Below are 12,983 nucleotides of genomic sequence, written 5' to 3'. Positions count from 1 at the left end.
CGGGGCGTTCCTAGCGGCCTCGGTGCGTGACGGCTTCGGGCGAGGACAGCCCGCCGTGCTCGTCGTGATCCAGGATGTCGAGTTCTGTTTCCACTTGCTGCAGGACCGTCCCGGTGCGTTCGAGGGCGATGGTGAAGCGGATGCGGTGGGTGCCGGTGCGGTGCGCGGTGAAGGTGAACTCGACGCCCTGTGTGGCCTGTTCTGAGGGCTGCAGCAGGCCGCTGGCGGGGTCGACGGACGCGGGGGTGAGGGGCATGGCCGTCACCATCAGCCAGGGCCGGTCCGCCCCCGGAGCTCCCCAGGGGTGACCGTCCTCGGGGGAGATCCGAAGCAGGAGACGGGCGGTGGTGTCCTCGGCGGGGGTGTCGTCGAGCAGGGTGACGCGGACGCGGCAGTGGGGGCCGGTCCGGCCGGGCACGTCCAGGAACCAGGGGCCGGTGTGGCGGACGGCGACGGTGTCACGGGCGTGGGAGGGGATGGTCCCGCCTCCCAGCACGCCCCCGGCCACCCAGAACCGCGTGATGTCCCGCACCAGTCGCTCCGGGTCCGGGATCGGGATGTCGCGCGGGAGGGAGGCGACGAGGGCCTCGATCGTGCGCGGACCGTCCCCTTGCACGTGGTTCCGGTGTACGACCCTGACGGTGGCCGTCCACGCCAGGCCGTACGCGTCTCCCAGGGCCCGGAAGCGTGCCTCCGCCGAGTTCAGAAGAGACAGGTTGAGGTCGCCGGGCCTGCGGCGGGCCACCATCTCCAGCGCGGTCCACGCCCTCCCGAGCGGGCATCCGATCTCCCCGAACCGCGCCCAGACGGGCCCCAGCGACACCAGCACGGGTGCCGAGTGAGCGCCGTCGCCGGCGGAGGGCAGAAGGACGGACCGGTGCTCCGTCCAGGCGCTGCCGAGGTCGTCTCCGCACTCCCGGAAGAGCCGCGCGGCTCTCGCCAGCGCCCCACGGGCATGGGAGAGGTCGCCCTGCTCCAGACTCGGGAGGGCCCGGTACAGAGTCGTCCAGGCCACCCCGCGGACGTCCTCGGCGCGCCGGTGCAGCGCATGTGCCTCCCGGCCCAGCTCATCGGCGATCTCCGGCTCCCCGTACCGCAGCGCGAGCCGCAGCCGCTGCGTGATGACCCAGTTCCCGCCGCGGGTGTCCGCTACGGACTGCAGCAGCTCGTCGGCCTCGTCGAGCAGGCGGCCGGCTTCGGTGTCCCGGCCGCTCAGCAGGCACACCCGGGCACTGTGCAGCAGCGTCCAGCCGAGCCCGCGCCGGCACCCCGTGGCCCGGTGCAGGGCGGCCGCCCGCAGGAGCGCCCGCTCGGCCTCCGTGACCTCGCCCCGGTCGCACCGGACGGCCCCGAGGACCAATAGTGCCCAGGCCGTGTGCCGGTCGTCGGGGCGGGCTTCGTCGCCGAGCAGCCCGTCCAGCACGCGCAGCGCGCCGGACAGCTGCCCCGACCGGTGGCACAGGGCGGCGGCGTGATGGATGGCGTCCGGGTTGCTCCACTTGTCGGTGTCGTACAGCGCTCTGGCCTGCGCCGGCAGGCCCAGATCGGCGGCGAGCGAGCTGAGCGCCCGGCGTACGGAGAGGAGGGGCCACAGCCGGTGCAGCGCCACGAGCCGGTGCGCGTCGCCGAGGACGGCCAGCAGCGGGGCCAGGCCGTCCGCGATCGCGTCCTCCCGTCGCCCCCGGTGCGCGCAGTTGGTGAGCAGGGACAGGAACTCGTCGAGGTGGGGGAGGAGTTCCCGAGCGTCGAGTCCTTCGGGTGAAGGGCCGACGTGGTGCTCGGGCAGGGCCCGGCCGTCCAGTGCGGCGGCGGCGGCCTGCAGGGCGCTCTCCGCCCACCGGGCCGTGACCGTCTCCCCCTCTGCCGAGGACACCGGCTCCGCCGCCCGTACGACGTCCGCCACCGGCTGGGGAAGGCAGAAGGTCCCGCCGTCGCTCCACCGCTGCACCAGCCCTTTGGCGTGCAGGCCGCCCAGCACGGAGCGCACGTCGCCCGGGCCGCCGTCCAGCGAGCAGAGCAACTCCGCCGTGCGCTGGGTGAACGGTGCCCCGGAGCTCCGCGCTGCCAGACGTCTCAGCAGCGCCCGCTGGTCGGTCGTACAGTCCTCCAGGGCCAGTCGCACGAGCAGGCCGGGCCCTGATTCGCCCGGCCGCGGCGCCGTCCCGCGAGCGATGAGGAAGCTCGCGATCCGGGCGAGCGCGGGCAGCCCTCGCGCCGCGCTGACCAGCGAGCCCGGCCCGGACGCGAGTGCGTACCAGGTGTCGAGGTCTCCCCAGGGCGCTCCGGCCGCCGTCAGGACGACGAGATCCCTGCTCTCCTTGAGGCCCAGGGGATCGACGGCGAGCGGCCGGGCCCCGATGCGCCGCCAGCCGGCCGCCTTCCGCGAGGTGACGAGCAGCGCCAGGCCGCGGCAGTCACGCAGGAAGGGCAGCAGTGCCCGCACCATCGGGGGCGTGGCTCCGTCCAGGACGACGAGGCGGTCGCGAAGCTGCCGGGTGAGTTCGCCGCGCAGGGCGCGCCGGAAGGCGCGGTCGTCGCCCAGGGCCGCCTCCACGATGGCGGCGCGTGACCCGCCGCTCTCGCCGAGCAGCCGTAACAGCGTGGGTTCCACGTCCGCGGGAGTGGCGTCGTAGAGGGAGATCCAGTGCGTGCGCACGGCGAGCCCGTGGACGGCCTGGGCGGCCAGGGCGGACTTGCCGACGCCTGCCGGTCCGTGCAGCACCATCAGGGTGGGGAGGCTGCGGCCGGACGGCGGTGGCGGGGCTGTGCGCAGCTCCAGCCACGTCCCGATGCGGCGGAGTTCGTCCGCCCGCCCGAAGAACTCCCCGAACGTCGGAGGCGGTGTCGGATCGCGAGGGTCCTGTCCCAATGGCTTCCCCCCGTCGGCCCGCCCCCATCGGCACTGTCCCTCAACCGTTGCAGCCCCGAGGCCGCCGCGCCAGCGAATCGTCCGACAACGACCCGTGCGGGGGCCTCACTCCCTTACTTCCCTGCCGCCGGGACCGCCACCCCCATGACCTCCCGCGCATGCCGGCTCGGCGTCATCCCCAGCCCCCACGCCTGCCACCCCGCCTCCAGGCTCACACCCCGCTCCAGCAACAGCCCCCAGGCGTCGATGTACTCGTCGAGCTTCTCGTCCCGCAGGGGATGGCCCGCGCGGGACAGCTGGGCCAGCTCCTCCTGGGCGACGGCCGTGCCTACCTCCGCGCCGCCCGGGGCCGCGTACGGCAGCAGGGTGCAGCGCAGGAAGCGGGCCCAGTCCTCGCCCCGGCGGTCGTCGTACGACGTGAAGAGGTCCTTCGCTTCCTCGCACAGGGCGAGTGCCTGCTGGGTGCGGGCGTTGCCCGCGTCCACGACGGCCAGTTCCAGGCAGGTCCACGCCTCGCCGTGGGCGACGCCGATGCGCTGGAAGTCGGCGCGGGCGTCGACGAGGAGCTGGCGGGCGAAGCCGGAGTTGCGCAGGGAGCCCGTCTGGGCGGCGCGCTGGTCGCGGGTGACGCGGGCCGAGTGGTGGCGGGCGCAGGCCAGGCCGTACACGTCGCGCATCCGGGAGAACATCGTGCGGGAGCGTTCGAGTTCGCGGACCGCCTGGTCGAGGTTGCCCGTCTCCTCCAGGGCCTGGCCCAGGTAGTAGAGGGTCCAGGCCTCGCCCCGCGCGTCCTCGTTGTCGCGGTGCCGGGCCGCCGCGCCGCGCAGTTCCTCCACGGCCGGGGACGCGTCGCCGGCGACCAGCAGGGCCCGGGCCAGCTGGGTGAGGGCCCAGGCCTCGCCGCGGGCGTCGCGGGTACGGCCGTAGAGGTCGAGGGCCGCGCGCAGTTCGGACTCGGCGCGCGGGACGTCGCCCATGCGCAGGCCCAGTTGGCCGAGCTGGAAGTGGGCCCATGCCTGGCCGTGCACGGACTCGCCGGCGCGGTGCAGCACCAGGGACTCGGTCAGCAGCTCCAGGGCCTCCGCGACCCGGGCCCGGTCCCGCTCCACCGCCGCCAGGGCGTGCATCGTCCACGCCCGGTCCGTCGCCAGCTCGGTGGAGGACTGCAGGGCCAGGGCCTCGCGGAGCTTCGCCGACGCCTCCGTCAGATTGCCCTGGTGGTGCAGGGTGATGCCGAGGGAGCACAGGGCCCGGGCGGCACCCGCGTCGTGGTGCGCCTCCCGGTAGAGGTCGACGACCGAGGCGAGGGTGGTGCGGGCCTTGTCGAGTTCGCCGAGCTGCCGTGCCGCGATGCCGGTGCGCCACTGCACCGAGCGGACCAGCAGTCCCTCGTCCACCGCCTGCGCCAGTTCGCTGATCTCGCCCAGGCGGTAGAGGTCGCCGCGCAGCAGGCAGTAGTCGCACAGGGCGCCCAGGAGGTTCAGCACCGCCGCCTGGTTCACGCCCTCGGCGTGCCGCAGCGCCGCCGTGATGAAGCTCGACTCGTCGTCCAGCCAGCGCAGCGCCTCGTCGAGGGAGGTGAAGCCGTACGGGCTGAAGCGGTTGGTGCGGGTCGACATGTTGCCGTCGACCATGCGCAGCACCGAGTCGGCCAGCTCGGCGTAGTTCACGATCAGCCGCTCCTGCGCCGCCGTGCGCTCGGCGGGTTCCTCCTCGTCGAGGAGGCGGGCCTGGGCGAAGGCGCGGACCAGGTCGTGCAGCCGGTAGCGGTCGCCCCGGACGTGGTCGATCAGGCCCGCGCGGGTCAGGGCCTGCAGATGGCGCTTGGCCTCCGCCTCGTCGGTGGCCAGCAGCGCGGCGGCCGCGGCGGCGCCGAGCGAGGCCCGGCCGGCCAGGGCCAGCCGGCGCAGCAGCCGCCGTACGGTGTCGGACTGGTCGGTGTAGCGCAGCCACAGGGCGCGCTCCACCGGCTCGACCGGGCCGTACGCGCCGAGGTCGGTGGCCAGCGCGCGCGGGGAGCGCGGGCCGAGGCACGACCCCACGATGCGCAGCGCCAGCGGCAGCCCACCGCACAGCTCCCGGACCCGGTCGGCGGACTCGGCGTCGTACGGCCCGGAACGGTCCTGTGCCGCCGCGCCCAGCAGTTCCTCCGCCCCGGCCGCGTCGAGCGGCTCCACCGCCAGCTGATGCACCCGCGCGGGCAGTTCGGCCGGTTCCAGCGGGCCCCGCGCGGTCACCAGCACCAGGCTGTCGGACCGCTCCGGGACCAGGGCGCGGATCTGCTCGGCGTCCGAGGCGTCGTCCAGGACGATGGTGACCGGCAGGCCCGTCAGATGCTGGTGGTACAGCTCGCTCAGCCGCTTGACCTGCTGGTCGGGGGAGGAGCGCTCACGGAACAGCAGTTGCTCACGGGGCGCCCCGAGCCGGTTGAGCAGATGCAGCAGGGCGTCGCGGACGGACAGCGGGGACCCGCCCGGGCCCTCGGAGCGCAGATCGACGACGCAGGCGCCGCGGAAGTAGTCCCGCAACTCGTGCGTGGCCTGCACCGCGAGCGTCGTACGGCCGCTGCCGGGCGTGCCGTGCAGGACGACCACCGTCGGCTGCGTCTCGGTGCTCGCGCGGGCCGCCTGCACCCACTGCCGGATCTGTGCCAGCTCCGGCCGCCGCCCCGCGAACGGCTCCGCCGGATCCGGGAGTTGGGCGAAGGACTGCTCCAGCACATTGCGCCCGCGCGCCGCCGCGCTCTTGTCGGCGCCCCGCAGCCGCGGCCCGGTCTTCTTCGGCCCGGTGGAGGCGGCGAGCACCCGCTGCTGGTCCAGGAACGGCCGGATGCCCCGCACTTCCAGTGCCGTCAGCCACTGCAGCCGCAGCTGTTCAGGACCGCCCGGCTGGCTCACGGCCCCGGCGCGGCGGCTCGCGGCCGGCAGATGGGAGCCGACGACCTTGACGACCGTCGCAGCGGCGCCCACGACCCCGACGGCCACGCCCGCGCCCAGCGCCGTCCCGGTGCTGGTGCCGAGGGACATGTCGGCGACGACGGCCGCGACCGCCGCGACCCCGGCCACCAGCAGCGGAGTCCCGGCGCCGTCACGGGCGTACCGCTGCCCGAAGGTGAGCTGTCCGGCCGCCGCCTCGTCCAGGGCGCGCGTGTAGGCCTCGTACTCCTCGGCCGCGCTCCGCGCCATCCCGTCGAGCCCTCCGCGCGCCCGCGCGAGCAGTGCCTTCCCGTCGCTGCGCCCGCCGGTCCGCCGCACCTCCTCCTCCACGGCCCGCGCCAACAGCCCCTCGGCCTCCGCCCGATGACTGTTCCGCATGTCACGTCCCCCTTCGGCGGCACCGGTGTGCCCCTGCTCATGCCCACGGTCGTTTCTTGGTCAAGTGTGCGGTGGACGGCGCATCGGGGCGAGAGGGCGTGCGTGGCCCGATGGTGTGAAAAGCCGGGCCCGTGGGGGTGCGTGGGCCCGGCGGACGGGTCGGGGCACGGGGGCGTAGATTGGGTACCGGCCTGCTCTGGCTCAACGGTGCGTCGTGTGCGGTCCGTGAGTCGATGTCGTCAGACACAGGGGGTCAGGTGTTCAGCAGGCTGTTCCGGCGTGGGGCGGGGCGTTTCCCGGCGGCTGTCGAGGACCGGCGCAGAGACGCCGAGTTGAGAGCGCACAGCCGTCGGCTGATGCGAGAGCTCGCGCCGCCGCTGCCGCTCGGCGTGACCACGCTGTGCGCCTTACTGGCCGAGCAGCGTGGCACCCCGATCAGGCTTCTGAAGTGGGATCTGCCCGCCGACGGCCCGTTCGGGATCCTGCTCTCCCGTCAGGACGAGGACGTCATCGTCTACCAGGCGAAGACGACCAGGGCGCACCAGCAGCACATCATCCTGCACGAGGTCGGCCACATCGTCGCCTACGACCTCGCCGGTGAACGGCCCGAGCAGCCGCAGTGGCGCACCTGCTACTCCGACCGGGACGAGCGGGACGCCGAGATCGTCGCGTCCACGCTCATGCACCAGGCGATGTCGATGCAGCGGCAGGCACAGCGCTACGGTCTGGACGAGCCGTGGCGGCCCTCCGTCCACGGCAGCCTCGTCTTCGAGAACGGGCTGACGTGAAGGCCCCTGCGGCTTCGAGGGGCCCTGAAGGTCCCTAAGGGACCAGCACCAGCTTGCCGCGGAAGCCGCCGCGTTCCAGGCGGCGGTGGGCCTCGGCCGCTTCCTCGAAGGGGAGCACGGTGATCCCGTGGTCCGGGACGGTTCCCCGGGCCGCGGCCTCGGCCACGCTCACCAGGTCGTCCCGGTCCAGCTCCACGCCGATCAGGGTGTACGCCACGTCAGGACGGCTGTCCGGGTCCGGGGCGCTGAACGGGGTGATGGTGAGGAAGGCACCCCCGGGGCGCACGGCCTCGATCAGGCCCGGTGCGCCGCCGGCGTCGATCACGATGTCGTAGGCCGCGGCCTCGACCTGCGAGGGGTCGGTGAGCACCGCGCCCTCGGCGGGGCGTCCGGCCCGCCGCTCCTGCCAGGCGGCCCGGTCGGCGGGCCGGACGAGCAGGTCGGTGCGGGCCGACGCCTCGTCGAGCAGTCGGGCCGCGATGTGACCGCCGACTCCGCCCTGGGCGCCGATCAGCAGGATCCGCTTGCCGTGGCGCTCCGGGGTCCGGCGCAGCAACTGCACGGCGGTCACACCCGCCAGGGGCAGCGCGGCGGCGTCCGTGAGCGTCATTCCGTCCGGGACGTGTGCGACCCAGCGCGGATCGAAGGCGACGTACTCGGCCATGCTGCCCACGCCCGTGCCCAGCTGGGCGGTCATCGCCAGGACACGGTCGCCGGGGCGGAAGCCGGAGCCCTCGGGGGCGTGCTCGACGGTGCCCGCCAGGTCCCAGCCGAGGACGGCGGGCAGGGAGGTGGGTATCTGGCCCGAACGAGTCGCCAGATCCACGGGGTTGACGGCGGTGGCGGCCGTCCTGATCACGACCAGCCTCTCCGCGGCCTCGGGCTCCGGCACGTCCCGGACCTCCAGCACCTCCGGTCCGCCGGTGCGTGACATGCAGACGGCCCTCATACGTCATCCTCCTCGCTGCCGGACCTCGCGGACTTCGGGTCGTCCAGGACGTCCATGATCGACAAAAGCTGTTCACGCATCTCCGGCGTGAGCCGGCCGGCGCGCATCGCGATCGAGCGCACCTGCCGGTCGGAGAGCGCCTCGGCCCACTCGTCCTTCTCCTCCTGGACGGCGGCGGGCGGCGCGGCCTCGGAGATGAGGGCGCTCACCGACACCGGCAGCGTCATCTCCCGGGACTGGAAGTAGCGCACGATCGCCGAGAGCACACTCACCGTCGGGTTGGTCTGCGAGCCGTTGCGCAACGCCGTCAGATAGCTCCGGGAGATGGTGACGTCGTGGCTCGGGTCCTGCGAGATCGCCTGGGCGACCTCGGAGGTTGTCGGTTCACGCAGGCGGCCCACGGCATTGGCCGTGGCGGCATCCGCGAACCAGGCATTCAGGCGTTCTGCCAGCGTGGCCATGGGGGGCGACCTTCCTAAGGCTCCGGCGACTCAGGGGGCGGAGGCAATGCGTCGGGCGGCTCTGTCCGACGGGTGCGCGCAGCGTGCTCCCCCGTGCGCCGACAACCTCGTCTCCTTGATCACGAGCGTAGCACTGCGGCACCCAGCGGGTCATGCTGCTACTATATTGGACGCAGTGCCGATAAACCTGCTTGTTGTTCAGTGATGTGGCACCAGATCTTCGGAGGGGACACATGCATAGCGGTACTCAGTTCACCCAGGGGCTCCGCCTGGCCATGGACGACGGTCCGGCCTGGACGGTCGAGGCCGTACGCCAGGTGCGGTACCACGTCGTCAGCTCCGAGCACCTCTTCTCGCCGGACAACACCACGCTGCTGACCGGCTGCCCGGACACCCCGCTGCGCGCCGGTGAGCGACGGCTCGTCGTCATCGACGCGAACGTGGACGCGCTGCACGGCGCGCGGATCCGCGAGTTCTTCGCCTTCCACGCCATCGAGACCACGGTGCTCGTCCTGCGTGCCGACGAGACCGTCAAGCAGTGGGACGCCGTCTCCCGGGTCGTCGACGCGATGAACGACTTCGGCATCGACCGCCGCCGCGAGCCCGTCATCGCCATCGGCGGCGGAGTGCTCACCGACATCGTCGGATTCGCGGCGAGCCTCTACCGGCGGGGCACCCCGTACATCCGCATCCCCACGACGCTGATCGGCCTCGTCGACGCGGGAGTCGGCGTCAAGACCGGGGTCAACTACGACACCGGCAAGAACCGGCTGGGCACCTACGCGGCGGCCACGGCCACCTTCCTCGACCGCTCGTTCCTGAGCAGCCTGGACCTGCGGCACATCAGCAACGGCCTGGCCGAGATACTGAAGATGGCGCTGATCCGTTCCGAGGAGCTGTTCGAGCTGCTGGAGACGCGCGGTCCCGAGGTGCGGGCGGACCGCTTCCAGGGCTCCACCGGCGACCTCGCCCAGGCCGCCGACGCCATCGTCGCCGAGTCCATCCACCTCATGCTCGAGGAACTGCAGCCCAACCTGTGGGAGTCCGCGCTGGAGCGCTGCGTGGACTACGGCCACACCTTCAGCCCGACCATCGAGATGCACGCCCTCCCCGAACTGCTGCACGGCGAGGCCGTCGTGATCGACATGGCGCTGACCACCGCGCTGAGCACCCTGCGCGGTGACGTCAGCCGGGCGCAGGCCGACCGGATCTTCTCCGTCATCCAGGCACTCGGGCTGCCGCTGTGGAACGACGTGCTGGACGACCCGAGCCTGCTGGAGGAGGCGCTGCGCGACACGGTGCGCCACCGCGACGGCCACCAGCGGCTGCCGCTGCCGGTCGGCATCGGGCGCCACCGCTTCGTCAACGACGTCGAGCCCGCCGAACTGCGCGCGGCGACGGAGCTGTTGCGCCGCCGGGCCCGGGACGCGGAACAGGGCGCTTCGGTCGAGGCACTGGTGGGCGCGTGAACTCCTCTGCGCGCGTCCCCGAGCGCATCCCCGCGCGCACCCCTGAGCACATCCCCGAGCACACCCCTGTGCGCAGGCCGCCCGAGCGGGCCGTGGTGATCGGCGGATCGACCGGGATCGGGCGGGGCGTCGCCGACGCCTGGGCCGCGTCCGGTATCGAGACCCATGTCTTCAGCCGCAGCCGGCCCGCCGGTGAGGGCGGCGACCGGCTGGTCTGGCACCGGCTCGACTTCCGCGACCCGGAGCAGGCCAAGGAGGCGCTGCGTACGGGGATCCCGGAGCGGGTGGACCTGGCCTGCTACTCCGCCGTCTACTTCACCGCCCGGCGCGAGCCGTTCACGCGGGTGAGCGAGGCCGACTGGCTGGACCAGTTCGCGGTCAACGTGCACGGCCTGTCCTGGGCGCTGCGCGCTGCGCTCCCGGCGTTGCGTGCGGCCGGCCCCGGTCTGTTCCTGCACATCTCGTCCGAGGTCGTCTACAACGCCGGCCCGAACCGCTCGGGCTACGCCGCCACCAAGGCCGCCGCCGACTCGCTGATCCGGTCGGTCGCGCAGGAGATCGACCCCGCCGAGACGACGTTCGTGCAGGCGCTGCCCGCCGGGATGGTGGACAGCCCCGGCATCAGGGCCCGCCGGTCCGCGGACTTCGACTACAGCGGCTACATGTCCCCGGCCACCTTCGCGCCGCTGGCCGCGGAGCTCGCCCGCACCCGGGGCGTGCCGTACGCCGGTGACGCACTCGTCGTGCACCAGGACACCACCTGGTCGTCCGTCGCGAAGGACCTTCCGGTGTCCCAGTCGCGTCCGATCGCCGCCGTCCAGCCGGCTCTCCCGCGTCACCCGCTCGCCCGCTGACCTTTCCCAGGAGCAACTCTTGCCTCAACTGCACGCGGCAGCACTGCTGTTCGACATGGACGGCACCCTCGTGGACTCGACCGCACTGGTCGAGGCCACCTGGGCCGGCTTCTGCGAACGGCACCGGCTCGATCTCACGGAGGTACTGGCCTTCGCCCACGGGCGCCCCACCCGGGAGACCGTGCGCCACTTCCTCCCCGACCCCGCCCTGGCGGCCGAGGAGACCCGGCGCCTCGTCGCGCACGAGGAGTCGGAGACCACCGGCATCACGGAGGTCCCCGGCGCCCGGGCGCTGCTCACCGCGCTGCCGCCACACGCCTGGGCCGTGGTCACGTCCGCCGGCCGCCGCCTCGCGGAGGTGCGGATGGCGGCGGCGGGGCTTCCGCTGCCCCGGCTCCTGGTGAGCGCCGACGACGTGACGCACGGCAAGCCGGACCCCGAGGGCTATCTGCGGGCCGCCGCCGCGCTCGGCTGCCCGCCGGAGGACGCCGTCGTCGTCGAGGACTCCGGCGCCGGAGTGCGGGCCGGACTCGCCGGCTGCGGGCACACGGTGGTCATCGGCGGACTCGACACGTACGACGACGTGGCCCCACGCTGGGCCGACTTCCGCGGATTCCGGGTCGTCGCGCGGGAGCAGGGGCGGGCCGGCGTGACCCTGGCCGTGCCCGAGCCGGTCGCCGCGGGGGCGGTGGTGAGGCTGTGACCCGGGCTCGGGCCGCCACGCCGCTCCGGGATGTCCTCGAGGGGCCGGAGGTCCCTGAGGGTCGGGACGCGTCCGAGGGGCGGGATGCCTTGGAGGGCCGGGACGCCTCTGGGAGTCGGGGCGCCTTTGAGAGGCGGCGTGTCTTCGGGGGTCAGGATGCCTCTGAGGGTCGGGATGTGTCCGAGGGGCGGCGTGTCTTCGAGGGTCAGGATGCCTCTGAGGGTCGGCATGCCTCTGAGGGCCGGGATGTCTTCGAGGGGCAGGACGCCTTCGAGGGTCGCCATGCCTTCGAGGGGCGGGATGTGTCCGAGGGGTGGGATGCCTTCGAGGGTCGAGACACCTCTGGGTGTCGGGACGCCTTCGAGGGTCGGCAGGCCCCCGAGGGGCAGGACGCCTCTGAGGGTCGGCAGGCCTCCGAGGACCAGGATGCCTTCGAGAGCCGGGACGCCCCCGAGGGCCGTGACACCCCTGAAGGCCGTGACGCCCCCGTAGGCCGTGATACCCCCGAAGACCGTGCCATCCCCGTAGGCCGGGACGTACCCAAGGGCCGGCATGTCCCCCAAGGCCGGCGGAGCCCCACGGCATCGGCCGCCGCTTTCGCGGCCGACATCGGCGGCACCTGGGTGCGGATGCGCGTCGGCGGGCCTGACGCGCCCGTGGAACGAGTGCCCTCGCCCAGCCGTCTGCGCCACCCGGACCGCTCCACCGCCCGGCTGCGGGCGGACATGGTCGAGCTGCTCGGCGACCGGGTCCCGGCCGGTGCCCGCGCCGCCCTCTCCTTCGGCGCGGCCATCGACCATCTGACCGGCACCGTCTACGGATCGGCCCCGCTGTGGGGGGACGAGGCCGCCCCGTACGACCTCGCCGCCGACCTGCGAAGGCGCCGGCCCGACGTCACCTGGCACCTCGTCAACGACGTCACCGCCGCGCTGCTGGACTTCGCCGCCGTGCACGCCCGGCCCGGTACCCGCCGGGTCGCCTATCTGACCGTCAGCAGCGGCATCGCGCTGCGCATCGCGGACCTGGAGCGGACCAGGATCCCGGTCGACACCTGGGGACTGCAGGGAGAGGTCGGCCACCTGCCGGTCCCGCTCACCGACCCCGGCGCGGACGTCCTCGCCGGGCTGCCCTGCGAGTGCGGCGCGACGGACCATCTCGCCTCGGTCGCCTCCGGGCCGGGCCTCGTCCGCGCGGCCCGGCGGCTCGGACTCCCCGAGGCCCCGCAGGTCGCCGACTGGCTCCCCGGCGCCCTCGCCGCGGACGACCCCGGCGCACGCCGGCTGCTGGAACTGTGCGCCGCCCCGGTCGCCCAGCTGCTGCGCACCCTGTGGTGCCTCGACCCGCACCTCGACCTGATCGGGATCGGCGGGGGAGTGGCCGAGGGCCTCGGCGCACCCTACGCGGCCGAGATCCGCCGTCGGCTCACCACCGCCACCTCCTACGCCGACCGGGGGCGCGACGACACCTGGCTCGACGACCGGCTCGTGTTCTGCGAACCAGGGCAGGTGGACGCGCTGCGCGGAGTACGACGCGTCGGCGACTGGATTCCGGGGGTCAGCCGATGAGCGCGGGGGGC

At 73.7% G+C, this 12,983-nt stretch carries 9 protein-coding genes; 5 read left to right on the top strand and 4 right to left on the bottom strand.

From position 1 onward, the window contains the following. Nucleotides 1-10 precede the first annotated feature (10 nt). Together ACZ6I3_RS21710 and ACZ6I3_RS21705 are read right to left on the bottom strand one after the other, a co-directional pair. A complete protein-coding gene (locus ACZ6I3_RS21710) occupies nt 11-2,869 on the bottom strand; it encodes a hypothetical protein (protein ID WP_469416569.1) in 2,859 nt (952 codons plus the stop codon). Nucleotides 2,870-2,982: 113 nt separating this feature from the next. After that, nucleotides 2,983-6,183, bottom strand: a complete 3,201-nt coding sequence (locus ACZ6I3_RS21705) for a tetratricopeptide repeat protein (RefSeq protein ID WP_469416568.1) — start codon at nt 6,181-6,183, stop codon at nt 2,983-2,985. A gap of 356 nt (nt 6,184-6,539) precedes the next feature. On the opposite strand from ACZ6I3_RS21705, the gene ACZ6I3_RS21700 reads away from it, so the two are divergent. After that, entirely contained in the window at nt 6,540-6,971 is a 432-nt protein-coding gene (locus ACZ6I3_RS21700; RefSeq protein WP_469416566.1) for a hypothetical protein, read from the top strand. Between the two features lie 34 nt (nt 6,972-7,005). Here ACZ6I3_RS21700 and ACZ6I3_RS21695 read toward each other — a convergent pair whose 3' ends face one another. Then, nucleotides 7,006-7,920 carry a quinone oxidoreductase family protein gene (locus tag ACZ6I3_RS21695; protein WP_469416564.1) on the bottom strand — a complete coding sequence of 305 codons (915 nt, stop codon included), beginning with the start codon at nt 7,918-7,920 and terminating at the stop codon, nt 7,006-7,008. Further along, nucleotides 7,917-8,381 (bottom strand): hypothetical protein, encoded by a 465-nt coding sequence (locus ACZ6I3_RS21690; protein WP_468187504.1) that lies wholly within the window; start codon nt 8,379-8,381, stop codon nt 7,917-7,919. Before ACZ6I3_RS21690 ends, ACZ6I3_RS21695 begins: the two co-directional genes overlap by 4 nt. A 233-nt stretch (nt 8,382-8,614) precedes the next feature. On the opposite strand from ACZ6I3_RS21690, the gene ACZ6I3_RS21685 reads away from it, so the two are divergent. The 4 genes from ACZ6I3_RS21685 (at nt 8,615) to ACZ6I3_RS21670 (ending at nt 12,972) form a co-directional block, all read left to right on the top strand. Then, a complete protein-coding gene (locus tag ACZ6I3_RS21685) occupies nt 8,615-9,850 on the top strand; it encodes a sedoheptulose 7-phosphate cyclase (protein ID WP_469416561.1) in 1,236 nt (411 codons plus the stop codon). After that, a complete protein-coding gene (locus tag ACZ6I3_RS21680; protein WP_469416559.1) occupies nt 9,847-10,704 on the top strand; it encodes an SDR family NAD(P)-dependent oxidoreductase in 858 nt (285 codons plus the stop codon). Before ACZ6I3_RS21685 ends, ACZ6I3_RS21680 begins: the two co-directional genes overlap by 4 nt. Nucleotides 10,705-10,723: 19 nt before the next feature. Next, complete coding sequence (locus tag ACZ6I3_RS21675) at nt 10,724-11,407, top strand: HAD-IA family hydrolase (RefSeq protein WP_469416558.1); 684 nt, start codon at nt 10,724-10,726, stop codon at nt 11,405-11,407. Between the two features lie 656 nt (nt 11,408-12,063). Further along, nucleotides 12,064-12,972: an ROK family protein gene (locus tag ACZ6I3_RS21670; RefSeq protein WP_469416557.1), complete on the top strand. Its 909-nt coding sequence runs from the start codon at nt 12,064-12,066 to the stop codon at nt 12,970-12,972. Nucleotides 12,973-12,983: the final 11 nt, after the last annotated feature.

It is taken from the genome of Streptomyces sp. NPDC041940, assembly GCF_055589465.1.
The sequence above is the reverse complement of the archived record's forward strand: the minus strand, read 5'-3'. Positions and strand labels throughout refer to the sequence as shown.